The sequence below is a fragment of the Pseudomonas algeriensis genome (assembly GCF_048847255.1).
In the GTDB taxonomy this organism is placed as follows: domain Bacteria; phylum Pseudomonadota; class Gammaproteobacteria; order Pseudomonadales; family Pseudomonadaceae; genus Aquipseudomonas.
The window spans coordinates 142,292-167,820 of record NZ_JBKKRK010000002.1; the positions used below are offsets into that span (position 1 = coordinate 142,292).

Genomic DNA, 25,529 nt, shown 5'->3' on the forward strand with positions numbered 1-25,529 from the left:
ATGCCGCAGGTGATTTTTCTGCCCCACGAGAAGTTCTGTCCAGAGGGCATGGTCGTAGAGGCTGAGCCCGGAATCTCCATTCTCGAGCTGGCCCATGAGCACCATATCGAGATGGAAAGTGCCTGTGGCGGCGTCTGTGCTTGCACGACCTGCCATTGCATCATTCGCGAAGGCTTCGACTCGCTGGAAGAGGCGGACGAACTGGAGGAAGACTTCCTTGATCGGGCCTGGGGACTGGAAGCTCAATCGCGCCTGGGTTGCCAGGTTATCGTCGGTACCGAAGACCTGACCGTCGAAATCCCGAAATATTCGCTTAACCATGCGGCCGAAGCGCCGCACTGATGGTGACACTGTCATGAGCTATGGTTGGAATGATGTACAGCGCATCGCAGAAGAATTGGCTGAAGCCCATGAGGGCCTCGATCCGTACTCTGTAGGTTTCGTCCGTCTGCAGCAGATGATCCTGGAGCTGCCTGGCTTCGATGCCACCTCTGGCCGAGTCGGCGAGAAGGTGTTGGAAGCGGTTCAGGAGCTCTGGGCCGCCGAATTGGACTGATCGCTTCGCAGGTTAGGCAATACCTAAGAACCCGCGTATAATTCGCGGGTTTAATTTTTCGTAAATTACCGTTTCTGGAGTTACACCATGGCTGTTCAACGTACTTTCTCCATCATCAAGCCTGACGCCGTTGCTAAAAACGTGATCGGCAAGATCGTTACCCGCTTCGAAGACGCTGGCCTGCGCGTTGTAGCTTCGAAAATGAAGCAACTGTCCAAAGCCGAAGCCGAAGGCTTCTACGCTGAGCACAGCGAGCGCGGTTTCTTCGGTGAGCTGGTTGCTTTCATGACTTCCGGTCCGGTTGTCGTTCAGGTGCTGGAAGGCGAAAACGCCATCGCTCGCAACCGTGAGCTGATGGGCGCTACCAACCCTAAAGAAGCTGCTGCCGGCACCATCCGTGCTGACTTCGCTGAATCCATCGACGCCAACGCCGTCCACGGTTCGGACTCCGAAGCTGCCGCTGCTCGCGAAATCGCTTACTTTTTCTCCGCTACTGAAGTAACCACTCGCTAAGCCCAGGCTTTTGAGTGAAGGTGAATCCATGACTACATCGAACGGCAAAACCAACCTGTTGGGCCTGACCCAGCCGGAAATGGAGAAATTCTTCGACTCGATCGGGGAGAAGCGTTTCCGTGCCGGCCAGGTGATGAAATGGATTCACCACTTTGGCGTCGACGATTTCGACGCCATGACGAATGTCGGCAAGGCCCTGCGCGAAAAGCTCAAGGCTGTTGCCGAGATTCGCGGTCCCGAAGTGGTCAGCCAGGACATCTCCAGCGATGGCACCCGTAAATGGGTAGTGCGCGTGGCTTCCGGCAGCTGCGTCGAGACCGTCTACATTCCCCAGGGCAAGCGCGGCACCTTGTGCGTTTCGTCCCAGGCAGGCTGTGCCCTGGATTGCAGTTTCTGCTCCACCGGCAAGCAAGGCTTCAACAGCAACCTCACCGCCGCCGAAGTGATCGGCCAGGTGTGGATTGCCAACAAATCCTTTGGCAGCGTCCCGGCAACCGTCGACCGTGCCATCACCAACGTGGTGATGATGGGCATGGGAGAGCCGCTGCTGAACTTCGACAACGTCGTCTCCGCCATGCACCTGATGATGGATGACCTGGGCTACGGCATTTCCAAGCGCCGCGTGACCCTGTCCACCTCCGGCGTGGTGCCGATGATCGATGAGCTGGCCAAGCACATCGACGTTTCCCTGGCGTTGTCGCTGCACGCACCCAATGACGCATTGCGTAACCAATTGGTGCCGATCAACAAGAAATATCCGCTTAAGATGCTGCTCGAGTCGTGCCAGCGTTATATGTCGTCCCTGGGCGAAAAGCGCGTGCTGACCATCGAGTACACCCTGCTCAAGGACGTGAACGACAAGGTAGAACACGCGGTCGAGATGATCGAGCTGCTCAAGAACATTCCGTGCAAGATCAACCTGATCCCCTTCAACCCGTTCCCGCATTCCGGTTACGAGCGTCCGAGCAACAACGCGATTCGTCGCTTCCAGGATCAGCTCCACCACGCTGGCTTCAACGTCACCGTGCGCACCACCCGCGGCGAAGACATCGACGCCGCGTGTGGCCAATTGGTTGGACAGGTGCTGGATCGCACCCGTCGCAGCGAACGCTATATCGCCGTGCGCGAATTGAACGCCGCCGACGAAGTCGCGCAGAACGCTGCGAACAGTCACTAAGAGAGGAACTCTATGTCCCTGCGCTTCGCGCTGCTGTTGCTGTTGGCCGGACTCTGCTCCGGTTGTGTCCTGTCGGGTGACTACAACCCGATGAAGACCAGCAAAGGGCGCGACGAGGCGCGCGAAGCCTATGTGCAGTTGGGCATTGGATACTTGCAGCAGGGCATGACCGAGCGGGCCAAGGTGCCCCTCAAGAAAGCCCTGGAACTGGACAGCTCCGACGCCAATGCCAACGCGGCGCTGGCGTTGGTGTTCCAGGCGGAGCTGGAGCCGGAACTGGCTGACGAGCATTTTCGCAAGGCGCTGTCGGCCCAGCCGCAAGATGCCCGGATCCTGAACAATTACGGCAGTTTTCTCTACGAACAGGCCCGCTACAAGGACGCCTACGAACGCTTCGAGCAAGCGGCCGCCGATACCCTTTACCCCGAGCGCTCACGGGTCTTCGAGAACCTCGGCATGACCGCCGCGAAACTCGGCCAGCGCGACCTGGCCCGCCAGCAGTTGGAAAAAGCGCTGCGGCTCAACCGCCAACAACCCCGTGCGTTGCTGGAAATGGCTGAGTTGTCCTACGAAGACAGGCATTATGTGCCCGCGCGCGACTATTACGAGCGTTTTAGCCTGCTCAGCGAGCAAAATGCACGTAGTCTATTGCTCGGCGTTCGGCTGGCACATGTGTTTGAAGATCGCGACAAGGCCGCAAGCTACGGCCTGCAACTCAAAAGACTTTATCCCGGTACGCCGGAATATCAGCAATACCTGTCGGAGCAATGATGAAAGCGGCGCATCCCGAAGTTGTAGCAGCGACTCGCGTAAATCCCGGTGAGACCCTGCGTCAAGCCCGCGAAAGCAATGGTTGGTCGCTGGCCGAAGTGGCCCTCAAGCTCAATCTCACCGTGACTTCCCTGAGCAACCTGGAAGCAGGCGCGTTCGACAAATTGCCAGGGCATACCTTTGCCCGGGGCTATATCCGCGCCTATGCCAAACTGCTTGGCATGGACCAGACCACGCTGGTCCAGCAATTCGATCAATACACCGGTTCCGATGCCCAGGGCAGCAGCGTGCACAGCCTCGGTCGTATCGAGGAGCCGGTTCGCGTTTCCCACACCATTTTGCGAATCGTCAGTCTGTTGCTGCTGATTGCGGTGATTGGTGGTGGTTTTGTCTGGTGGCAGGACCAGGCTTCCTTGCGTGGCAAGGAGCCGGTTGCCATGAACCCCGAGCACGTCGAAGTCGAAGGCGCCGACGGCACGACCCAGATCCATCCGCTGGACGAACCGGAAGACCAGGCCGTCGTCGAAGGCCAGGCCGAAGGCGAAACCGCCCTGGCCCTGCCGCAAGGCCCTGATAATGGCGAGGCCGGTGCCGCCGCGGGTACCGAATCAGCCGCTCCAACGGCTCCAGCCACTGCGCCCGCACCGACCGCGCCGGCCCAGGCTGGCAGCGCTCCGGTGGCGCCAGCAGCCCCGGCAGCACCGGCCCCTGTCACGCCCGCGCCGACCATGGCGGCTCCAACGGTGCCAGCGGCGCCGGTTGCTCCAACCGCTCCGGCCCCCGCACCGGGCGACGGCCAGGTACAGATCCAGTTCACCGCCGATTGCTGGACGCAGATCACCGACGGCAACGGCAAGGTGTTGTTCAGTGGCCTCAAGCGCAAGGGCGACAGCACCTCAGTCAACGGCAAGCCACCGTTTGCCGTACGCCTGGGTTATGCCCGTGGCGCGCAGGTCAGCTACAACGGCCAGCCGGTCGATGTGGCTCCGTTCACCAGTGGCGAGACCGCTCGCCTGAAATTGGGTCAATAAGTCATGCACGGCGAATCTCCAATCAAGCGTCGCGAGTCCCGGAAAATCTGGGTCGGTAACGTGCCCGTGGGCGGCGATGCGCCAATCGCTGTGCAGAGCATGACCAACAGCGACACCAATGACGTGGCCGCCACGGTCGCGCAGATCAACCGCCTGGAAGCCGCCGGCGTCGACATCGTGCGCGTGTCCGTGCCGGATATGGACGCCGCCGAGGCATTCGGCAAGATCAAGCAACTGGTCAAGGTCCCCTTGGTGGCCGATATCCACTTCGACTACCGCATCGCCCTGCGCGTGGCCGAATTGGGTGTCGATTGCCTGCGCATCAACCCTGGCAACATCGGTCGCGAAGACCGTGTGCGGGCCGTGGTGGATGCCGCCCGTGATCGCGGCATTCCGATCCGCATCGGCGTCAACGCTGGCTCCCTGGAAAAAGACCTGCAGAAAAAATACGGCGAACCGACCCCAGCCGCGCTGGTGGAGTCGGCCCTGCGCCATGTGGAGCACCTCGAACGCCTGAATTTCCAGGACTTCAAGGTCAGCGTAAAGGCGTCCGACGTGTTCATGGCCGTCGAAGCCTACCGCCTGCTGGCCAAGGAAATCGTCCAGCCGCTGCACCTGGGCATCACCGAAGCCGGTGGGTTGCGTTCGGGTACGGTGAAATCCGCCGTCGGCCTCGGTATGCTGCTCGCCGAAGGGATTGGCGATACCATCCGCATCTCGCTGGCGGCTGACCCGGTCGAGGAAGTGAAAGTCGGCTACGACATCCTCAAGTCCCTGCACCTGCGTTCGCGCGGCATCAACTTCATCGCCTGCCCGAGCTGCTCGCGGCAGAACTTCGATGTGGTCAAGACCATGAACGAGCTGGAAGGGCGCCTTGAAGATTTGCTGGTGCCGCTGGATGTCGCGGTGATCGGCTGCGTGGTCAACGGGCCTGGCGAAGCCAAGGAGGCCCATATCGGCCTCACTGGCGGCACACCGAACCTGATTTACATCGATGGCAAGCCGTCGCAGAAACTGACGAATGACAATCTGGTGGATGAGCTGGAAAAGCTGATCCGCCAGAAAGCGGCCGAAAAGGTCGAAGCCGACGCAGCGGTCATCGCGCGCGGTTAAGTCGCAAGATTAAGGAATACATGTGAGCAAGTCTCTGCAAGCCATTCGTGGCATGAACGACATCCTGCCCGAGCAGACGCCCCTGTGGCGCTATTTCGAGGGCACCGTGGCGCGTTTGCTGGATAACTACGGTTATCGGCAGATCCGCATGCCGATCGTCGAGTTCACCGAGCTGTTCAAGCGCTCCATCGGTGAAGTGACCGACATCGTCGAAAAAGAGATGTACACCTTCGACGACCGCAACGGCGATTCCCTGACCTTGCGCCCCGAAGGCACGGCGGCATGCGTGCGTGCAGTGCTCGAGCATGGCATTACCGGCGGGGGCCAGGTGCAGAAACTCTGGTACGTCGGCCCGATGTTCCGCCACGAGCGTCCGCAGAAAGGCCGGTACCGCCAGTTCCACCAGATCGGTCTCGAGGTGTTCAACCTCGAAGGCCCGGACATCGACGCCGAGCTGATCGTCATGACCTGGCGCCTGTGGGGCGAGCTGGGGCTGCGCGACGCAGTCAAGCTTGAGCTCAACAGTCTGGGCACCAGCGAGTCCCGTGGCCGCTATCGCGAAGCGCTGGTGGAGTTTCTGTCCGCGCACATCGACAAGCTCGACGAAGACAGCCAGCGCCGCCTCAAGACCAACCCGCTGCGCGTGCTGGACACCAAGAACCCGGAAACCCAAGCGATCCTGGTGGACGCGCCGAAAATGGCCGACTACCTCGACGACGAGTCCCGGGCGCATTTCGAAGGGCTGAAGGCACGCCTGGACGCCGTTGGCATTCCTTATGTGATCAACCCCAAGTTGGTCCGGGGCCTGGATTACTACAGCAAGACCGTCTTCGAGTGGGTCACCGACAAGCTCGGCGCCCAGGGCACCGTGTGTGCCGGTGGTCGCTACGACGGGCTGGTGGAGCAGATGGGCGGCAAGCCGACCCCGGGCGTGGGCTTTGCCATGGGCATCGAACGTTTGGTACTGATGCTTGAAGCTCTGGATAAAGTGCCTGAACAGCTTTCCCGCCAGGTCGACGTATACCTGTGCGCCTTTGGCGAGGCCGCCGAACTGGCCGCCTTGTCGTTGAGCGAGCGGATCCGTGACCAGCTACCCAACCTGCGCTTGCAGATCAATGCCGGCGCCGGCAGCTTCAAGAGCCAATTCAAGAAGGCCGACAAGAGCGGTGCGCTGTACGCATTGATCCTCGGTGACGACGAACTGGCCCAACAAGTGGTAGGTTTCAAACCCCTGCGTGGCCAGGGCGAACAACAAAGCATTGCCTGGGATGCGCTTGCCGCGCACCTGGCCACCTGCGTCGTGCAGGGTTGAAGCTGTCAAACAGCCGATTTAGCGATTAAGGAGTATTGGGGTGTCGAGTACCGAAGATGAACAGCTGGCGGATTTGAAGGACTGGTGGACGCGCAATGGCAAGCCGCTGGTCACTGGCGGCCTGTTGGCGCTGGTCATCGTGTTCGGCTGGCAGGCCTACCAGAAATACCAGAGCAACCAGTCGCAAGGCGCCTCGATGCTCTACCAGCAATTGCTGGAAACCACCCTGACCCCGGACGGCAAGCCTGACGCGGCCCGCGTGGCGGACCTGGCCGGCAAGCTCAACAAAGAGTTCGGCGGCACCGCCTATGCCCAGTACGGCAGCCTCTTCGTGGCCAAGGTCGCGGTGGACAGCGGCAAGCTGGACGATGCGGCCACCGAGCTGAAAGCGATCGTCGACAAGCCGGCCAACCCGACCCTGGGCGAAGTGGCGCGTCAGCGCCTGGCACAGGTGCTGGCGGCACAGAACAAGGCTGAAGATGCATTGAAGCTGCTCGACGGCGACGCCGACAAGGCGTTCCTGGCGACTCGCGAAGAACTCAAGGGCGACCTGCTGGTACAGCTGGGTCGTGCCGATGAGGCCCATGCGGCCTACCAAAAAGCCAAGGCTGCGCTGTCGGATGAAGCCGCGGTCGGTGGCCTGCAAATCAAGCTGGACGACCTGGCCAAAGGGGATGCGTGACGTGATCCGTTGGAAACATGCAGCATTGCTGACCCTGGCCATTCTGGCCGCGGGTTGCAGCAGCAACAGCAAGAAAGAACTGCCTCCGGCCGAACTGACCGACTTCAAAGAAGAAGTCGTGCTGCAGAAGCAATGGAGCCGCTCCATCGGTGACGGCCAGGGTGAAACCTACAATATGCTGGTGCCGGCCATCGACGGCGACACCATCTATGCCGGCGACGTTACTGGCGTCGTCATGGCCATGGATCGCACGAACGGCGACGTGAAGTGGGAAAAAGATCTCGAGCTGCCTGTGTCCGGCGCCGTTGGCGTGGGTTACGGGCTGGTCATGATCGGCACGCTCAAGGGCGAGATCGTCGCCCTTGACGCGAGCAGCGGCGAAGAGAAATGGCGCGCCCGCGTGACCAGTGAAGTCCTCGCGCCGCCTGCCACCAACGGTGATGTGGTCGTGGTCCAGACCCAGGACGACCGTCTGATCGGCCTGGACGCCGCCACCGGCGACCAGCGCTGGTTGTATGACAGTACCCCGGCGGTCCTGACCCTGCGCGGCACCAGCGCACCGATCGTTACCAACCGCCTCGCGGTGGCTGGCCTGTCGACCGGTAAAGTCGTGGCCCTGGACATTTCCAATGGCGTGCCGGTCTGGGAGCAGCGTGTAGCGATCCCTCAAGGCCGTTCGGAACTGGAACGCGTGGTCGACATCGATGGCGGCTTGCTGCTGTCCGGCGGTACGCTGTACGTCGCCAGCTACCAGGGCCGCGTCGCGGCGCTCGACCTGGAAACCGGTCGTCCGTTGTGGCAGCGCGATGCGTCCAGCTACGCCGGTGTCGCCCAAGGCTTTGGCAGCGTCTACGTAAGCCTGTCCTCGGGCACCGTCGAAGGCGTCGACGAGCGTTCCACCACCGCATTGTGGAGCAACGATTCCCTGGCCCGTCGTCAACTGTCGGCCCCGGAAGTTTTCTCCAGCTACGTTGCAGTGGGTGACCTGGAAGGTTACCTGCACCTGCTCAGCCAGGTGGACGGTCGTTTCGTCGGCCGTGAGCGCATCGACAGCGACGGCCTGCGTGCCCGTCCGCTGGTGGTGGGCAGCATGATCTATGTGTATGGCAACAGCGGCAAACTGGAAGCCCTGACCATCAAGTAAGACTATGCTTGGGGCTTATCCCCCAAGCGGCCTTGTTCGCGAGGCTTGCAGTGCTTGCACAGGCTGCCCCGAGCACCAGCCGCTGCCTCGCAGCGGCTTTTGTATTTTCTGGAAATAACGAAGTGGAGAGCCGCATGGTTCCCGTAATCGCCCTGGTGGGCCGACCGAACGTCGGCAAGTCCACCTTGTTCAACCGCCTGACCAGGACTCGCGACGCCATCGTTGGCGACTTGTCCGGTCTGACCCGTGATCGCCAATACGGTGAGGCCAAGTGGCAAGGGCGTACCTATATTCTGGTCGACACCGGCGGCATCTCCGGTGATGAACACGGCATGGATGAAAAAATGGCCGAGCAGTCGCTGCTCGCCATCGAAGAAGCGGATGTGGTGCTGTTCCTGGTAGACGCCAAGGCCGGTTTTACCGCCGCCGACCAGATGATCGCCGAGCATTTGCGCAAGCGTAACAAGCGTTCTTACGTGGTCGCCAACAAGGTCGACAACATCGACCCGGACATGGCCCGCGCCGAGTTTGCACCGTTGGGCATGGGCCAGGCGATCCCGATCGCCGGCGCTCACGGCCGTGGCATCACCCAGATGCTGGAAATCGCCCTTGAGAGTTTCCCCAAGGACGATGAAGACGAGCCGGAAGAAGGCGAGGAAGAAGTCGTTGCCGAAGGCGAGGAAGCCAAGCGCATTCCGGGCCCGAGCGAAAAAGACGGGATCAAGATCGCAATCATCGGCCGCCCGAACGTGGGCAAGTCGACCCTGGTCAACCGCATGCTCGGCGAAGACCGGGTCATTGTGTACGACCAGCCCGGCACCACCCGCGACAGCATCTATATTCCCTTCGAGCGTAACGAAGAGAAATACACGCTGATCGACACCGCCGGTGTGCGCAAGCGCGGCAAGATCCACGAAGAAGTCGAAAAGTTCTCCGTGGTCAAGACGCTGCAGGCGATCAAGGACGCCAACGTGGTGATCTTCGTGATGGACGCCCGCGAAGGCGTGGTGGATCACGACTTGAACCTGCTGGGCTTTGCCCTCGAAGCCGGTCGTGCGCTGGTCATCGCGATCAACAAGTGGGACGGCATGACGCCGAGCGAGCGCGACTTTGTGAAAGTCGAACTCCAGCGTCGGTTGTTCTTCGTCGACTTCGCCGACATCCACTTCATCTCGGCCCTGCACGGCACGGGCGTGGGCAACCTCTACGCTTCGGTGCAGAACTCGTTCAAGTCGGCGGTTACCCGCTGGCCGACCAACCGCCTGACCCAGATCCTCGAAGATGCGGTCGGCGAGCACGCGCCACCGATGGTCAACAACCGTCGGATCAAGCTGCGCTACGCCCACTTGGGCGGTGCCAACCCGCCGATTATCGTGATCCACGGTAACCAGATCGAAAAGGTGCCCAAGTCGTACGTTCGTTACTTGGAGAACACCTATCGCCGAGTCCTGAAGCTGGTCGGCACGCCGATCCGCATCGAGTTCAAGGGCGGTGAGAACCCGTACGAAGGCAACAAGAACACACTCACCGACCGCCAGGTCAACAAGAAGCGCCGCTTGATGTCGCACCACAAGAAGGCCGACAAGAAGCGCCGCGACAAGCGCTGATTGGCGATGCAGCACGCCGAACCCTGTGGCGAGGGGATTTATCCCCGCTGGGCTGCGAAGCAGCCCCAAGACAGGCAATTCAATACGCCTGATATACCGAGTTGTTGGGGTTTAGGGCTGCTGCGCAACCCAGCGGGGATAAATCCCCTCGCCACAGGTTCTGCGACGAGATGCATTGAAGAGGGTGCCCACGGGCACCCTTTTTCATGCCCGGCGATTGGGCTATCCTCGACCTCTCCCGCGCCGCACCAGAGCCGGGTGCAGACCCAGGGAACCCTCGATGATCACCAGCAAGTTGCCGAACGTCGGCATCACGATTTTCACTCAGATGTCCCAACTCGCCGCACAGACCGGCGCGCTGAACCTGTCCCAGGGGTTTCCCGATTTCGATGGTCCGCAAGCCCTGCGCGATGCGGTCGGCCGGCACATCGCCCAAGGCCACAACCAATATTCCCCCATGACCGGCCTGCCGGCGCTGCGCCAGCAGATTGCGGCCAAAGTTGCCCGCGGCTATGGCGCTACCGTCGATGCCGATCAGGAAGTCACCGTGACCCCTGGCGCGACCCAGGCGATTTTCTGCGCCATCGCGGCGGTGGTTAACAGCGGCGATGAGGTCATCGTCTTTGACCCCGCCTACGATAGCTACGAGCCGTCCGTGCAACTGGCCGGCGGGCGTTGCGTGCATGTGCCATTGAGCCTGGGCGATTTCGCCATCGACTTTGAAAAGCTCGGCGAAGCCCTGAGCCCGCGCACGCGCATGATCATCCTCAACACGCCGCACAACCCCAGCGGTGCGTTGCTCAGCCGCGCCGAGCTGGACCAATTGGCGGCGTTGATCCGCGACCGTGATATCTATCTGATCAGCGATGAGGTGTATGAGCATCTGGTGTTCGACGGCGTGGCTCATGTCAGCGTGCTTGCCCATGAAGAACTGTATCGCCGTGCCTTCGTGGTCAGTTCGTTTGGCAAGACCTACCACGTCACCGGCTGGAAGACCGGTTATGTCGTCGCGCCACCGGCCCTGACGGCGGAGTTGCGCAAGGTGCATCAGTACGTCAGTTTTTGCGGCGTCACACCGTTGCAGTATGCCTTGGCCGACTACATGGCCGCGCATCCGGAGCACGTCGACGAACTGCCGGACTTCTACCAGGCCAAGCGCGATCTGTTCTGCGACCTGCTGGCACCGTCGCGCTTCAGCTTCAAGCGCGTCACCGGCACCTATTTCCAGCTGGTGGATTACTCGCAGATCCGCCCGGACCTCAACGACGTCGACATGGCGGTGTGGATGACCCGCGAACATGGCGTGGCGACCATTCCGATCTCGGTCTTCTACCAGAACCCACCGCAAGGCCAGCGCCTGGTGCGCCTGTGCTTTGCCAAGCGCGAGGAGACGCTGCGTGAAGCGGCGCAAAAACTATGCGTGATTTGAGCACCTTGCCCAACCTGAACGTTGCCTTGATCCAGACAACCCTGGCCTGGCATGACCGTCGAGCCAACCTTGAGCATTTCGACGCGCTGCTTGAACAGGCGCGGGGGGCGGACCTGATCATCCTGCCGGAAATGTTCACCACGGGCTTTTCCATGGAGTCCGAGACGTTGGCGGAGCCCGAGAATGGTCCGACGCGCCAATGGCTCAAGGACCAAGCGGCGAAACTGGATGCAGTGATCACCGGCAGCGTGATCGTCCAGGCCGGCGATGGCAGCCATCGTAATCGCTTGCTGTGGGCACGGCCCGACGGCGAGGTGCTGCATTACGACAAACGCCACCTGTTCCGCATGGCCGGCGAGCACAACCACTACACGCCGGGTGATCAGCAGGTACTGTTCGAGCTCAAGGGATGGCGGATTCGCCCGTTGATCTGCTATGACCTGCGCTTTCCGGCGTGGAGCCGCGACGCCGAGGACACCGACCTGTTGCTGTACACCGCCAACTGGCCGGGCGCTCGGCGTCAGCATTGGAACCGTTTGCTGCCGGCACGGGCCATCGAAAACCTGTGCTATGTGGCGGCGGTGAATCGGATCGGCACCGACGGCAAGGGCTTCGCCTACACCGGCGACAGCCAGGTGCTGGACTTCCAGGGCGAGACCCTGCTCGGCGCCGGCGAAGCCGACGGTGTGTTCACGGTTTGCCTGAGTGCCGCGGACCTGGCTGAGTATCGCAAACGCTTTCCAGCGAACCTGGATGCCGATCGTTTCGAATTCATCTATTGAAACGATTCAGCCTCAAGGAACGGTGTTGCGCGCCGATAACCGGTCAGCCAAGGAGGAATCCCCTATGACCAGCATCAGCGCAACGACCGTAAACCCTTATCCATTGTCTGCTCCCACAGTCACCATCCGCGGGGCTGAGGAAGACAGGGCGGTCAGCCCAGTGACACCGACCGAAACCGCCGAAGACAAAGACAAGCCACTGAAAGTCGACACCAGCGGCGCGAACATCGCAGGTGCCGGCGGCAGCAGCGGCAGCAGCGATGTCATCGAACAATTGAAGAAGCAGATCGAACGAACCGAAAAATTGCTGGCCGACCAGCAAGCCCAACTGGCCCGCGTCCAGAAAAGCCAGGCCGACCAGGCGCAGAAATCCCAGCAAGCCATGGCGATCCAGACTCAGATCATGGCGACCCAGGCAACCTTGCAGACCTTGCAGGCTGCGCTGTTGCAGGCGATGACGATTTCGATCGATACCCATGCCTGAGATTTTTATTGGCTGACTCGCGAACAGGCCAGAGCAGCCAATTCAAATCATCAGCCAAACAAAAAGGCCCTGAGGTTCACACCCCAGGGCCTTTTTGCATTTCAGCCTTGGTCAGGCCGCCTTGGCTTCCGGCTGGCTCAGCGAGCGGTTCAGTGCGCTGAACAGCGCCTTGAAGCTGGCGGTGGTGATGTTTTCATCGATGCCCACGCCATGCACCGCACGCTCACCGTTGACCCGCAGCTCGATGTAAGCCGCCGCCTTGGCGTTGGTGCCGGCGCCGATGGCGTGTTCGTTGTAGTCCATGATTTCCACCGGAATCGGCAGGCCGGCCACCAGCGCTTCCAGCGCGCCGTTGCCTTTGCCACGCCAGTGCAGGTTGGTTTCGCCCTGGCCTTTGCTGGCGACTTCCACTTCCACGGCGCTGTTGCCGTTTTCTTCCTGCAGGCGATGGCTGACCAGCGCATACGGGGTGTTGGCTTGCAGGTATTCACGCTGCAACAGGGCATGGATCTGCTGGGCAGTCATTTCCAGGCCCAGGCGATCGGTTTCGCGCTGCACCACTTGGCTGAATTCGATCTGCATGCGACGCGGCAGGCTGATGCCGTATTCCTGCTCCAGCAGGTAGGCGATGCCGCCCTTGCCCGACTGGCTGTTCACGCGGATCACCGCCTCGTAGCTGCGGCCGATGTCAGCCGGGTCGATTGGCAGGTACGGCACTTCCCACAGGGTGTCGGGTTTCTGCTGGGCGAAGCCCTTGCGGATCGCGTCCTGGTGCGAGCCGGAAAATGCAGTGTGGACCAGGTCGCCCACATAAGGATGACGCGGGTGCACCGCGATCTGGTTGCACTCTTCGACCACTTTGCGTACGCCGTCGATGTCGGAGAAATCCAGCTCAGGGTCGATACCCTGGGTGTAGAGGTTCAGCGCGACGGTCACCAGGTCGACGTTGCCGGTGCGCTCGCCGTTGCCGAACAGGCAGCCTTCGACACGGTCGGCGCCGGCCATCAGGCCCAGCTCGGTAGCGGCCACGCCGGTGCCACGGTCGTTGTGGGTGTGCAGGCTGATGAGCACGCTGTCACGACGGCTGATGTTGCGGTGGAACCACTCGATCTGGTCGGCGTAGATGTTCGGCGTGGCGACTTCCACGGTGGCGGGCAGGTTAAGGATCACCTTGCGCTCCGGGGTCGGGTTCCACACTTCGATCACGGCGTCGCAGACTTCCTTGGCGAACTCCAGCTCGGTGGCGCTGAAGGTTTCTGGGGAGTATTCGAACTGCCACTGGGTTTCCGGCTGCTGGGCGGCGTATTTGACGAACAGCTTGGCCGCGTTCACTGCGATTTCCTTCACGCCTTCCTTGTCCTGGTTGAACACGATGCGGCGGAACGACGGACAGGTGGCGTTGTAGAGGTGGACGATGGCTTTCTTCGCGCCACGCAGGGATTCGAAGGTACGGGCGATGAGGTCTTCGCGGGCCTGGGTCAGCACCTGGATGGTGGTGTCGTCCGGGATGTGGCCTTCTTCGATGAGGGTGCGCACGAAGTCGAAGTCAGTCTGGGAAGCGGCCGGGAACGACGCTTCGATTTCTTTCACGCCCACCGCCACCAAGGTTTTCCAGAAGCGCAGCTTCTTGGCCGCGTCCATGGGCTCGATCAGCGACTGGTTGCCATCACGCAGGTCGGAACTGCACCAGATCGGCGCGGCAGTGATGGTCTTCGACGGCCAGGTGCGATCCGGCAGGTTGATGGTCGGGAAGGCGCGGTATTTCGAAGACGGGTCTTTGAGCATGCTCATGAGGAAATCCTTATTGTCGTGGCCGGAAAAAGGCGGCCTGCCGGTGGTTCGAATGGGGTGGCTTGTCAGCCGGGACGAGTTGCCGCGATTCAGCCCGGCAGTCGTGCGCTGACGAGGCACAGGCTGCGGTGCTGACGAAGCTGAATGAGGGTGTGAGAGGTTTTCATGCCCTCAACCCTAACCGCGTGGACGGGGGGTTGCAAGCAGTCGGAAAAAATTGGGAGAAGTTCTGTTTTTGGATGGGTTTGCGAGATTTAATCGCGTAAGCGGTCAGAATAGGCTCAAAGGATTGCGCTGATATTTAGGGCTCGGCAATTCCAAGGATGGTGGTGCCAGGGCCTACCTCTTCGCGAGCAGGCTTGCTCCCACAAGGGATCTTTGTGGTTGCAATGTTGTGGTCTGCGCAGATTCCAATGTGGGAGCGAGCCCGCTCGCGAAGAGGCCAGTAGCCTGACCGAAATGCTCAGGGCTGAAACGCCCCGATAAAAATCGCCGGATCCACACGAGCATCGTTCAGGCTGATGTTCCAGTGCATATGCGGCCCGGTCGCCCGGCCGGTGGCGCCGACCTTGCCGACCACTGTGCCACGGGCCAACTGCTGGCCGACCTTCACATCTATTTTCGACATGTGGCAGAACATGCTGATGAAGCCCTGGCCATGGTCGACGAATACCGTGTTGCCATTGAAGAAATAGTTGCCGGTGAGGATCACCTTGCCGGCGGCCGGGGTCTTGATCGGTGTGCCGGCGGGCACGGCGAAGTCCAGGCCTGCGTGGGGGTTGCGTTCCTCGCCGTTGAAGAAACGGCGCACACCGAACTTGCTCGACAGCGGGCCGTTGACCGGTTTATCCAGCAACAGATTGCTGGGGATGTTCGGGCTGAAGCTGCGGTAGGCCTTCAACTGCACCGCCAGCTCGGCGTCGATGCGCTTGAGGTCCGCCGGGTTAGGGTTGACCTGACGCTTGTTCTTCAGCGTGATGTGCTGCTCGGGATACTTCTTGTAACCGACCACGAAGGGCTGAGTGCTGCCGCCGCTGCTGATCTGCTGCGTGCCGGGTTGTGCCGTCAACGGAATGCCGACAATCGCCAGCCAGTTCTGTTGCTCCTTGACCACCAGCACCGGTTTGCCCTGGTAGGTGGCTTTTGGCGCCTGGGCCGCGCTGCCCAGATCCACCACGGCCACACCGCCGGGCACCGGTTTGTTCAACAGGCGGGTGATGTAGCTGTCGGCGTGGGCGTTGACGGTCAGGCACAGCAACAGCAGCGGAGCGAGGAATCGCGGCATGAATCAATCCAATAAAGAAAGGGTGACTGGCGTCAGGTGGTTGTCTTCGACCCGCACCAGCAGTTCGCCTTCGCCGAGCTTGGCGGTCAGGCGCTGGCCCATCTGGGTTTGCCCGGCGTTGCGGATGGCATGGCCGCGCTCGTCCAGCAGGATGCTGTAGCCACGACCAAGGGTCGCCAGCGGGCTGACGATGTGCAGCGTCTGCATCTGGTTTTGCAACTGCACGCGTCGCGTTTTGAGCCCTTCGCGCATGGCCCGGGGCAAGCGTTCGGCAAGGCTGTCGAGGCGATGACGCAACATGGCCAATTGCCGGCCCGGATGCTGTCCGGCCAGACGGGTTTCCAGGCGGATCAGCCTTTCGCGGCGGGTGTTGAGGCTGCGCTCGAAGGCCCGGCGCATGCGCATGTCCAGATCGTCGAGGCGCTGGGCCTGCTGGCGCAGCCGTTCGCCGGGATGACGCAGGCGCCGCGTAAGACCTTCGAGGCGCAGTTGGTCGCGCATCAGCCGGTCACGCATGCGCATCACCAACCGGCGGTGCAGACTTTCAACCCGGCGGACCAGGTCGCCGGCATCCGGTGCCAGCAGTTCGGCGGCGGCGGACGGGGTCGGGGCGCGCACATCGGCGACGAAATCGCTGATGGATACGTCGGTCTCATGGCCGACGGCGCTGACGATCGGCGTGACGCAGGCATCCACCGCCCGGGCCACGGCTTCTTCGTTGAAGCACCACAAATCTTCCAGCGAACCGCCGCCCCGGGCCAGGATCAGCGCGTCGAAGCCGCGGGCATCGGCCAGTTTCAGGGCGCGAACAATTTGCCCGGTGGCTTCTCGGCCTTGCACTGCGGTGGGAATCAAGGTCAGGGAAATCTGCGGCGCGCGGCGGCGGAAGACGCTGATGATGTCGCGAATCACCGCGCCGGTGGGCGAACTGATGATGCCGATGCGTTGCGGATGGGCCGGCAGCGGCACTTTGCGTTCGGCGCTGAACAGCCCTTCGGCGCTGAGCTTTTCCTTCAGGGCATCGAAGGCCAGGCGCAGGGCACCATCGCCGGCCGGTTCCACGGTGTCGAGGATCAGTTGATAGTCGCCACGGCCCTCGAACAGCGAGACCTTGCCGCGCACCTTCACCGCCAACCCATCCTTCAAGGCCTGGCGCACCCGTGCGGCGTTCTGCCGGAACAGCGCGCAGCGCACCTGGGCGCCGCTGTCCTTGAGGGTGAAATACACGTGGCCGGAAGCCGGGCGGGCGAGGTTGGAGATCTCGCCCTCGACCCAGATGTTGCTGAACACGTCTTCCAGCAACACCCGTGCACGGCCGTTGAGTTGGCTGACAGTCAGGACCTCGCGGTCCAGGCCCAGTCGGGCAAAGGGATCTTTAATCATGGGCGGCATGATAAGGGGATTCGCCAATGGTGTGCAGACAATTAGACCGGGTTGTCTGCATCGCGAGCAAGCTCGCTCCCACAGGGGATCCATGTCGCACCGAAGATCCAGTGTGGGAGCTTGCTCGCGATAGCAGTAGCCCAGTCACCACAAATACTGGATATGCCCCGACACATCTGGCTAAAGTCCCCGCTCTCCCCATCAAGGAAGTGCCGGATGAATCTTCTCCCATGGTTGGGCCAGTGGGCATTTGCCCCGATGGAATGGCTGGTAATCGCCTCGGCCATTGTCCTGGCCTACATCGTGTTCGGCATCGCCGGGTTCGGCACCGCCCTGGTGGCCGCGCCGATCCTGCTGTTGTTCATGCCGCTGTCGAAGATTGTCCCGCTATTGGTCTTGCTGGATTTTGTCGCGGCCTTTGGCAACTTGTTGCCGTCGCGGCGGGACGTGTCCCGGCCGGAGCTGCTGCGGTTGCTGCCCTGCATGGCTGTGGGCTGCACCTTGGGTGTGATTTTCCTGCTCAACCTCAAGTCAGATCTTTTGCTGCTGTTGATGGGGCTGTTTATTAGCGCCTATGCGATCTACAGCCTGTTGATAAAAACCAGGCCCAAGCAGTTATCTTCATTGTGGGCGTTGCCGATGGGCACGGTGGGCGGGATGTTCGGCGCGTTGTTTGGCAGTGGCGGCTTTTTATATGCCATCTACCTGAACAGCCGTTTGCCCAAGGAGGCGGCGCGGGCGACCCAGAGTGCGCTGATCAGTTGCAGCACTGTGGTGCGCTTGAGTTTGTTTGTCATCGCGGGCGTGTATGCCGAGCTACCCTTGCTGGTACTGGCGCTGTGTTTATTGCCGGCCATGGCGCTGGGGTTGTGGGTGGGGCGTCGCCTGACCCTGAAGATGTCGCGCGAAGCGTTCGTGCGGTTGGTCACCTGGCTGGTGCTCGCCAGCGGCCTGGCGTTGATCGGCCGTTACCTGAGTGCTTGACCTGGCACGGCCAGGGATTAAGCTGCCGGCCTTTTATCAGATCCTGCCAGGGAAACAGCCAGGCCTCGCCATGAATTCGCAAAGCATTATCGTCCCGAAAATCTCCACACTGCCGGTCCACGAGCCTCGGGCCCGGGCAATCGTGCGCTGGCTGGTGCGCAAGAACATTATCGAAGAGCAATTGACCACATGCGGCCGCACCGGCAATCGCATGGCCCACGCCATCGCTCCCGGCGCGCGCGACGTGGTCATGCACCCCGAAGCCTTGCCGTTCGGCGAGCCGATCAACGGCCTGGAGATCATCACCAAGCGTTGCATCTATACCCCGGCCAAGGGTTTTCTGGAGGAGGCCGGTTGCGCCGAGTGCCGCAAGGAAGTCGGCGAAGCGCTGTTCGAAAGCCTGGAAGACTGGATGCCGGGGCGCACCGACAATTTCACTTGTCCTGAGTGCGGGCATGAGGACGACATCAATGGCTTCCTGTTCCTGCAACCCTGCGCGTTCTCCAACCTGGGGTTCATCTTCAATAACTGGCTGGAGGCAGGGTTCAAGCAGGGGTTTCTTGATGAATTCGCCGACTGGCTGGATCAGCCGGTGAGTTGGGTGAAGGTGGAGTTGTAAGGGCGTCGATGAGCCAATGTGGGAGCGAGCTTGCTCGCGATGGCGGCGGCCCCTTCAACATTGTTGCTGGCTGATCCACCGCTATCGCGAGCAAGCTCGCTCCCCCACGGGGGTGTTGCAATGAGGTAGGGTTTTAGCCCGTCAATCACCCCGCCAATAATAGACAGAGTTTTACATTGAGCCAGACGGGGTGCATGAGTATAATGGCGCGCTTCCATTTTCCCGCTCGGGAGCCCCCGCGATGCTGCGTATCAGCCAAGAAGCTCTGACCTTCGACGACATTCTCCTAGTGCCCGGTTATTCCGAGGTGCTGCCTAACGAAGTCAGTCTCAAAACCCGTCTCACCCGTGGCATCGAACTGAATATCCCCCTGGTTTCCGCCGCCATGGACACCGTGACCGAAGCCCGTCTGGCCATTGCCATGGCCCAGGAAGGCGGTATCGGTATCATCCACAAGAACATGACCATCGAACAGCAGGCCGCCGAAGTGCGCAAGGTCAAGCGGTTCGAGGCTGGCGTGGTCAAGGATCCGATCACCATCGAGGCTGACGCCACGGTCCGGGATCTGTTCGAACTGACCCGCATGCACAACATCTCCGGTGTTCCGGTGCTGCACGATGGCGACCTCGTCGGCATCGTTACTTCCCGTGACGTGCGCTTCGAAAGCCGCCTGGACGCCTCTGTTCGCCAGGTGATGACGCCTAAAGAGCGCCTGGTCACGGTCAAGGAAGGCACCAGCAAGGACGACGTCCGCGAATTGCTGCACAAGCACCGCATCGAGCGCGTGCTGATCGTCGATGACAAATTCGCCCTCAAGGGCATGATGACCGTCAACGACATCGAAAAAGCCAAGGCCTACCCGCTGGCCAGCAAGGACGACCAGGGTCGTCTGCGCGTCGGCGCCGCTGTCGGCACCGGCAAGGACACTGGTGACCGCGTCGCCGCCCTGGTCAACGCTGGCGTTGACGTGGTGGTGGTCGACACCGCCCACGGTCACTCCAAAGGCGTGATCGACCGCGTGCGCTGGGTCAAGCAGAACTTCCCCGACGTACAGGTGATCGGCGGCAACATCGCCACCGGCGCTGCCGCCAAGGCCCTGGCCGAAGCGGGCGCCGACGCGGTCAAGGTCGGTATCGGCCCAGGCTCGATCTGTACTACCCGTATCGTCGCCGGTGTCGGCGTGCCGCAGATCAGTGCCATCGCCAACGTCGCCGCTGCCCTTGAAGGCACCGGCGTGCCGTTGATCGCCGACGGCGGTATCCGTTTCTCCGGTGACCTGTCCAAGGCCATCGTCGCCGGTGCCTACTGCGTGATGATGGGTTCGATGTTCGCCGGTACCGAAGAAGCGCCAGGCGAGATCGAACTGTTCCAGGGCCGTAGCTACAAGGCTTATCGCGGCATGGGTTCGCTGGGCGCCATGTCCCAGGCCCAGGGTTCGTCCGACCGTTACTTCCAGGACTCCTCCGCAGGTGCCGAGAAGCTCGTGCCGGAAGGCATCGAAGGTCGCGTGCCGTATAAGGGCACCCTGAGCGCCATCATCCATCAACTGATGGGCGGCCTGCGTTCCTCGATGGGCTACACCGGCAGCGCTGACATTGAAGAGATGCGCACCAAGCCGGAATTCGTGCGCATCACTGGCGCCGGCATGGCCGAGTCCCATGTACACGACGTGCAGATCACCAAGGAAGCGCCGAACTACCGCGTAGGTTAAGGCTTCCAGCAAAACGTTAATCACCGGGGCTGTTCATTCAGCCCCGAGTTGTTTCTGATTCACTACATGAGAATGAGTCATGGCCCTCGACATTCACGCTCACCGCATCCTGATCCTCGACTTCGGTTCCCAGTACACCCAGCTGATCGCCCGCCGCGTGCGTGAGATCGGCGTGTACTGCGAACTGCATCCGTTCGACATGGATGACGAAGCGATTCGCGAATTCGCTCCGAAAGGCGTCATCCTCGCCGGCGGCCCCGAGTCCGTGCACGAAGCCAACAGCCCGCGTTGCCCGCAAGCGGTGTTCGACCTGGGGGTACCGGTGTTCGGCATCTGCTACGGCATGCAGACCATGGCTGAACAGCTGGGCGGCAAGGTCGAGGGTTCCGACCTGCGTGAGTTCGGTTACGCCCGCGTCGACGTGGTCGGCAAGAGCCGCCTGCTGGACGGCATCGAGGATCATATCGACGCCGACGGCCTGTTCGGCCTCGACGTGTGGATGAGCCATGGTGACAAAGTCACCAAGATGCCTGAAGACTTCCACATCCTGGCCAGCACCCCGAGTTGCCCGATCGCTGGCATGTTCAGCGACGAGCGTCGCTACTACGGCGTGCAGTTCCACCCGGAAGTGACCCACACCAAGCAGGGCGGCCGCATTCTGTCGCGCTTCATCCTCGATATCTGCGAATGCGAAGCCTTGTGGACTCCGTCGAAGATCGCTGAAGATGCCATCGCCCAGGTTCGCGCCCAGGTCGGCACCGACAACGTATTGCTGGGCTTGTCTGGCGGCGTTGATTCCTCGGTGGTTGCCGCACTGCTGCACAAGGCCATCGGCGACCAGCTGACGTGCGTCTTCGTCGACAATGGCCTGCTGCGCCTGCACGAAGGCGAGCAAGTGATGGCCATGTTCGCCGAGAACATGGGCGTCAAGGTGATTCGCGCCAATGCCGAAGAGCAGTTCTTGAACAACCTGGCCGGCGAGTCCGACCCGGAGAAGAAACGCAAGATCATCGGCCGTACCTTCATCGACGTGTTCGATGCCGAATCCTGCAAGCTGGACAACATCAAGTACCTCGCCCAGGGCACCATCTACCCTGACGTGATCGAGTCGGCCGGCGCCAAGAGCGGCAAGGCCCACGTGATCAAGTCCCACCACAACGTTGGTGGCTTGCCGGAAGAGATGAACCTGAAGCTGGTCGAGCCGCTGCGCGAACTGTTCAAGGACGAAGTGCGTCGCCTCGGCCTGGAACTGGGCTTGCCGTATGACATGGTCTACCGCCACCCATTCCCGGGCCCAGGCCTGGGCGTGCGGATCCTCGGCGAAGTGAAGAAGGAATACGCCGACCTGCTGCGTCGCGCCGACCACATCTTCATCGAAGAACTGCGCAAGGCCGACTGGTACCACAAGGTCAGCCAGGCATTCGTGGTGTTCCAACCGGTGAAATCGGTCGGCGTGGTCGGCGATGGCCGTCGCTACGCCTGGGTCGTGGCCCTGCGCGCCGTGGAAACCATCGACTTCATGACCGCTCGCTGGGCACACCTGCCGTACGAGCTGCTGGAAACCGTTTCCGGGCGGATCATCAATGAAATCGAAGGCATCTCTCGCGTGACGTATGACGTGTCGAGCAAGCCGCCGGCGACGATTGAGTGGGAGTGATGGGGCGCCGGCGCTGACCGGTAGCCTCTAGCAAGGAACACCCTGAAGCCCGCTTAATTGCGGGCTTTTGGCGTGTTGGGGGTCGGCATCTCCTTGTAGTCGGTCCGCGCCAGCACGCGGTCGGCTTCCAGATCCCTCTATTGCGGGATCAGCACTTTGTCACTGACGTGATGAGACTTGAAAGGCTCGCGTCATTGCCCGCCAAACACAAAACCGTGGCGAGGGAGCAAGCTCCCTCGCCACAGGGGTAGAGGCGATTCCAAGCTGTTTGTGCCCATCCATGCCAAATTTCCTATCGTTGTCCCTGGCTTGCCCACGTTTGTCCTTCGCTCCCTGTTAGGGAATGTCGCCTGGCGGTTCGGTCACCTTTCGCTACGATTCCTTGCCTCAACGGGCACCGAGAAATGCTTATCATCGGACGGCGAAGCCCCGCGGGAATTTCGCCGGCACGCCTCGCGAAACGCTGTCGCGTGCCAAGTAGTGCGCCTCGTGCCCCCTGTGTCCATGCTCCGGCCGGGCAAACGTGATCCCGCTGGGCAGAGCGTCGTTTGAAAGAAAGAGCCAGGTTGTCATTTGACAACCTGGCTGATCATGCGAATACTGGAGATCACGGATGATTCGTCCAACGCACCCGAAGAAAGAAATCGAAGAAACGCTGAGGTATGCCGAAGGGCAAGGGTGGCGCGTAGACGTTGGCGGCAGTCACGCCTGGGGGCGGGTTTATTGCCCGTACAAAGAAGTGGAGTGCCGTTGCGGCGAGTTCTGCATCACCTCGATATGGAGCACGCCGAAGAGTCCTGGCAACCATGCGCGAGCATTGCGACGCGTCGTGGACAATTGCACTGCGCATCGCAATCGGCGCGAGGCTGATGACAATGCTGAGGAATAGAACAATGGAATATATTTTTACTTTGAAATATCAGCTTGCTGACGATGGCTGTGCCATGGATGAACTGGTGGAGCGGCTGGGCGAAGCGGGCTGCGACGATGCCTTGGTCGGTATCGGGCAACCGGGACGACTGGCGCTTGAGTTCACTCGCGAAGCTCCTGATGCGGCCAAGGCAGTGCTTAGTGCTCTGGCGGATGTCCATCGCGCGGTGCCGTTGGCCAAATTGATCGAGGTTGCGCCTGATTTGGTTGGACTGACTGACGTCGCCGAGATCGTAGGTGTTTCTCGGCAGAACATGCGCAAGTTGATGTTGGCGCATCCAAGCAGCTTCCCGACACCGGTGCACGAGGGGAGTACATCCATTTGGCATTTGGCGGACGTTTTGGGCTGGCTGCAGGCCAAGGGCAGCTATTCGCTTACCGAGAACGTGCTGGATGTGGCCCGGGTGGCCTTGCAGGTCAACGTTGCGAAAGAGGGCCGACGGTTACCTGGCATGGTTGAAGAGTTGGAAGCTCTGGTGGAGTGACTGCGTTTGGGGGGCTTTGCTTGGGCCTGCGTCAATATGGACGATTACCTGGCTGAACGAGCTCGATTAGAGGCTCGGTACGGTACAGCGACAATCCTTCACTTAATATTTCTCAATTGCAGGTGTATCGTATTCGCCTTTTGCGGGCCCGCCGGTCCGTCGCAGATCCAGAGGTAGTTGCGTTCATGTCTTTCACCCGTCGCCAAATACTCGGTGGCCTGGCCGGTCTTGTTGTCGTTGGTGTGGGGGCGGGAGGCGCGTCGCGGTACTGGCTGGGGAAAATGGCCGATGCCGAGGCCGGTCACGACTACGAGCTGATCGCGGCGCCTTTGGACGTGGAGCTGGTGGCCGGGCACAAGACCCAGGCCTGGGCGTTTGGCCCCTCGGCACCGGGGACGGAGTTGCGGGTGCGTCAGGGCGAGTGGTTGCGGGTTCGCTTTATCAACCATTTGCCGGTCGCGACGACCATTCACTGGCACGGTATCCGTTTGCCGCTGGAGATGGACGGCGTACCTTATGTCTCGCAACTGCCGGTGCTGCCGGGTGAGTACTTCGACTACAAATTCCGCGTGCCGGACGCCGGCAGCTATTGGTACCACCCCCACGTCAACAGCAGCGAAGAACTCGGGCGCGGGCTGGTGGGGCCGCTGATCGTCGAAGAGCGCGAGCCCACCGGTTTCAAATTCGAACAGACCCTGAGCCTCAAGAGCTGGCACGTGGACGAGCAGGGCCAGTTCGTCGAATTCAGCATTCCCCGCGAGGCTGCGCGTGGTGGTACGGCTGGACGGTTGTCGACCATCAACGGCGTGCCGCAGGCGGTAATCGATCTGCCGGCAGGGCAGATTACCCGGGTGCGTTTGCTCAACCTCGACAACACGCTTACCTATCGCATCAACATTCCAGGCGTAGAGGCGCAGATCTATGCGTTGGATGGCAACCCCATCGAGCCGCGTCCGTTGGGCAAGGAATACTGGCTGGGGCCAGGCATGCGTATTTGCCTGGCGATCAAGGCCCCGCCGGCCGGTGAAGAATTGTCGCTGCGCAATGGCCCGGTGCGCTTGGGGACCTTGCGTTCGGTGCCAAACAATGAGGCGCCGACCCCATGGCCGCCGGCATTGCCGCCCAACCCGGTGGCTGAGCCGGACCTGGCCAATGCCGAGAAGCTCAACTTCAATTTCGAATGGGTCGGTTCGGTGTCGGTCAATGTCGACAATGGCAAGCCGCCGAGCCTGTGGCAGATCAACGGCAAGGCCTGGGACATCACCGACAAGACCTGTTCCGACCGGCCGATCGCCACGCTGAAAAAAGGCCAGAGTTACATTTTTGAATTGAAGAACATGACTCAGTACCAACATCCGATCCACCTGCACGGCATGAGCTTCAAAGTGATCGCGTCGAACCGGCACAAGGTCATCCCGTACTTCACCGACACCTACCTGCTGGGCAAGAACGAGCGGGCGCAGGTGGCGTTGGTGGCGGATAATCCGGGCGTATGGATGTTCCACTGCCATGTGATCGACCACATGGAAACCGGCCTGATGGCCGCCATCGAGGTGGCGTGATGCGCCAGATTCGTCCCGCCAAGATCATTGATCGTAGCCGTGACCAGGATTTCATGCGCGAAGCCCTGGCCCTCGCCGCACAGGGCGCCGCCTTGGGCGAAGTGCCGGTGGGCGCGGTGTTGGTGCAGGATGGCGAAATCATCGGGCGTGGTTTCAACTGCCCGATCAGCGGCCACGACCCCAGCGCCCATGCCGAAATGGTCGCCATCCGTGCCGCCGCCCAGGCGGTGAGCAACTATCGCCTGCCGGGTAGCACCCTTTATGTCACGTTGGAGCCGTGCAGCATGTGCGCCGGGCTGATCGTGCATTCACGCATCGCCCGGGTCGTCTACGGCGCATTGGAGCCCAAGGCCGGAATCGTGCAGAGTCAGGGGCAGTTTTTCAGCCAGGGGTTCTTGAACCATCGGGTACTGTTCGAGGGCGGGGTGCTGGCTGAGGAGTGCAGCACGGTGCTGAGTGAGTTCTTCAAGACACGAAGAGCCAAATCGCAAGGTTGAACACATACCCTCGCCACAATGATT

The 25,529-nt window shown here is 61.3% G+C and carries 25 protein-coding genes; 22 read left to right on the top strand and 3 right to left on the bottom strand.

Annotated features, from left to right (window positions below; all coding sequences use genetic code 11):
• The 14 genes from fdx (at position 1) to ACLK1G_RS03540 (ending at position 12,601) form a co-directional block, all read left to right on the top strand.
• Positions 1-342 carry an ISC system 2Fe-2S type ferredoxin gene (fdx, locus tag ACLK1G_RS03475; protein ID WP_420764152.1) on the top strand — a complete coding sequence of 114 codons (342 nt, stop codon included), beginning with the start codon at positions 1-3 and terminating at the stop codon, positions 340-342.
• Between the two features lie 13 nt (positions 343-355).
• Positions 356-556, top strand: coding sequence for a Fe-S cluster assembly protein IscX (iscX, locus tag ACLK1G_RS03480; protein WP_305498989.1), 201 nt, complete (start codon positions 356-358; stop codon positions 554-556).
• Between the two features lie 87 nt (positions 557-643).
• The gene (gene ndk / locus ACLK1G_RS03485; protein WP_042727994.1) at positions 644-1,069 is read left to right on the top strand and encodes a nucleoside-diphosphate kinase; all 426 of its coding nucleotides are present in this window, start codon (positions 644-646) and stop codon (positions 1,067-1,069) included.
• Positions 1,070-1,097: 28 nt separating this feature from the next.
• Positions 1,098-2,246 carry a dual-specificity RNA methyltransferase RlmN gene (rlmN, locus tag ACLK1G_RS03490; protein WP_420764153.1) on the top strand — a complete coding sequence of 383 codons (1,149 nt, stop codon included), beginning with the start codon at positions 1,098-1,100 and terminating at the stop codon, positions 2,244-2,246.
• A gap of 12 nt (positions 2,247-2,258) precedes the next feature.
• Positions 2,259-3,017 (top strand): type IV pilus biogenesis/stability protein PilW, encoded by a 759-nt coding sequence (gene pilW, locus ACLK1G_RS03495; RefSeq protein WP_420764154.1) that lies wholly within the window; start codon positions 2,259-2,261, stop codon positions 3,015-3,017.
• Positions 3,017-4,048 (top strand): RodZ domain-containing protein, encoded by a 1,032-nt coding sequence (locus tag ACLK1G_RS03500; RefSeq protein WP_420764155.1) that lies wholly within the window; start codon positions 3,017-3,019, stop codon positions 4,046-4,048. Before pilW ends, ACLK1G_RS03500 begins: the two co-directional genes overlap by 1 nt.
• A 3-nt stretch (positions 4,049-4,051) precedes the next feature.
• Positions 4,052-5,161 (top strand): flavodoxin-dependent (E)-4-hydroxy-3-methylbut-2-enyl-diphosphate synthase, encoded by a 1,110-nt coding sequence (gene ispG / locus ACLK1G_RS03505; RefSeq protein WP_325717643.1) that lies wholly within the window; start codon positions 4,052-4,054, stop codon positions 5,159-5,161.
• Between the two features lie 22 nt (positions 5,162-5,183).
• Positions 5,184-6,473 (top strand): histidine--tRNA ligase, encoded by a 1,290-nt coding sequence (hisS, locus tag ACLK1G_RS03510; protein WP_420764156.1) that lies wholly within the window; start codon positions 5,184-5,186, stop codon positions 6,471-6,473.
• A gap of 40 nt (positions 6,474-6,513) precedes the next feature.
• Positions 6,514-7,155: a tetratricopeptide repeat protein gene (locus ACLK1G_RS03515; protein ID WP_039592112.1), complete on the top strand. Its 642-nt coding sequence runs from the start codon at positions 6,514-6,516 to the stop codon at positions 7,153-7,155.
• Positions 7,148-8,299, top strand: coding sequence for an outer membrane protein assembly factor BamB (gene bamB / locus ACLK1G_RS03520; protein WP_420764157.1), 1,152 nt, complete (start codon positions 7,148-7,150; stop codon positions 8,297-8,299). The genes ACLK1G_RS03515 and bamB overlap by 8 nt, the downstream gene beginning before the upstream one ends.
• A 134-nt stretch (positions 8,300-8,433) precedes the next feature.
• A complete protein-coding gene (gene der / locus ACLK1G_RS03525; RefSeq protein WP_045155133.1) occupies positions 8,434-9,906 on the top strand; it encodes a ribosome biogenesis GTPase Der in 1,473 nt (490 codons plus the stop codon).
• Positions 9,907-10,186: 280 nt separating this feature from the next.
• Positions 10,187-11,335, top strand: a complete 1,149-nt coding sequence (locus tag ACLK1G_RS03530) for a pyridoxal phosphate-dependent aminotransferase (protein WP_420764158.1) — start codon at positions 10,187-10,189, stop codon at positions 11,333-11,335.
• A complete protein-coding gene (locus ACLK1G_RS03535; protein WP_420764159.1) occupies positions 11,323-12,117 on the top strand; it encodes an amidohydrolase in 795 nt (264 codons plus the stop codon). The genes ACLK1G_RS03530 and ACLK1G_RS03535 overlap by 13 nt, the downstream gene beginning before the upstream one ends.
• A 64-nt stretch (positions 12,118-12,181) precedes the next feature.
• Positions 12,182-12,601 carry a hypothetical protein gene (locus ACLK1G_RS03540; RefSeq protein WP_420764160.1) on the top strand — a complete coding sequence of 140 codons (420 nt, stop codon included), beginning with the start codon at positions 12,182-12,184 and terminating at the stop codon, positions 12,599-12,601.
• Positions 12,602-12,712: 111 nt separating this feature from the next.
• On the opposite strand, the gene leuA is transcribed toward ACLK1G_RS03540, so the two are convergent.
• From leuA to xseA, 3 genes are all read right to left on the bottom strand, one after another.
• Entirely contained in the window at positions 12,713-14,392 is a 1,680-nt protein-coding gene (gene leuA, locus ACLK1G_RS03545) for a 2-isopropylmalate synthase (protein WP_420764161.1), read from the bottom strand.
• 463 nt (positions 14,393-14,855) lie between these two features.
• Entirely contained in the window at positions 14,856-15,677 is an 822-nt protein-coding gene (locus tag ACLK1G_RS03550) for a peptidoglycan DD-metalloendopeptidase family protein (RefSeq protein ID WP_420764162.1), read from the bottom strand.
• Between the two features lie 3 nt (positions 15,678-15,680).
• A complete protein-coding gene (xseA, locus tag ACLK1G_RS03555) occupies positions 15,681-17,060 on the bottom strand; it encodes an exodeoxyribonuclease VII large subunit (protein WP_420764163.1) in 1,380 nt (459 codons plus the stop codon).
• Between the two features lie 216 nt (positions 17,061-17,276).
• Here xseA and ACLK1G_RS03560 point away from each other — a divergent pair, with 216 nt between their 5' ends.
• From ACLK1G_RS03560 to tadA, 8 genes are all read left to right on the top strand, one after another.
• Positions 17,277-18,044 carry a sulfite exporter TauE/SafE family protein gene (locus tag ACLK1G_RS03560; protein ID WP_420764164.1) on the top strand — a complete coding sequence of 256 codons (768 nt, stop codon included), beginning with the start codon at positions 17,277-17,279 and terminating at the stop codon, positions 18,042-18,044.
• Between the two features lie 70 nt (positions 18,045-18,114).
• Positions 18,115-18,663: a sugar ABC transporter ATPase gene (locus ACLK1G_RS03565; protein ID WP_420764165.1), complete on the top strand. Its 549-nt coding sequence runs from the start codon at positions 18,115-18,117 to the stop codon at positions 18,661-18,663.
• A gap of 241 nt (positions 18,664-18,904) precedes the next feature.
• Positions 18,905-20,374 carry an IMP dehydrogenase gene (guaB, locus tag ACLK1G_RS03570; protein ID WP_420764166.1) on the top strand — a complete coding sequence of 490 codons (1,470 nt, stop codon included), beginning with the start codon at positions 18,905-18,907 and terminating at the stop codon, positions 20,372-20,374.
• Between the two features lie 79 nt (positions 20,375-20,453).
• On the top strand, positions 20,454-22,031 hold the full coding sequence (gene guaA / locus ACLK1G_RS03575; RefSeq protein WP_420764167.1) for a glutamine-hydrolyzing GMP synthase: 1,578 nt from the start codon (positions 20,454-20,456) through the stop codon (positions 22,029-22,031).
• 613 nt (positions 22,032-22,644) lie between these two features.
• A complete protein-coding gene (locus ACLK1G_RS03580) occupies positions 22,645-22,920 on the top strand; it encodes a hypothetical protein (RefSeq protein WP_420764168.1) in 276 nt (91 codons plus the stop codon).
• A gap of 4 nt (positions 22,921-22,924) precedes the next feature.
• Positions 22,925-23,446 (top strand): helix-turn-helix transcriptional regulator, encoded by a 522-nt coding sequence (locus tag ACLK1G_RS03585; RefSeq protein WP_420764169.1) that lies wholly within the window; start codon positions 22,925-22,927, stop codon positions 23,444-23,446.
• Positions 23,447-23,631: 185 nt separating this feature from the next.
• Entirely contained in the window at positions 23,632-25,008 is a 1,377-nt protein-coding gene (locus ACLK1G_RS03590; protein ID WP_420764170.1) for a multicopper oxidase family protein, read from the top strand.
• Positions 25,008-25,505, top strand: coding sequence for a tRNA adenosine(34) deaminase TadA (gene tadA, locus ACLK1G_RS03595; protein WP_420764171.1), 498 nt, complete (start codon positions 25,008-25,010; stop codon positions 25,503-25,505). Before ACLK1G_RS03590 ends, tadA begins: the two co-directional genes overlap by 1 nt.
• Positions 25,506-25,529: the final 24 nt, after the last annotated feature.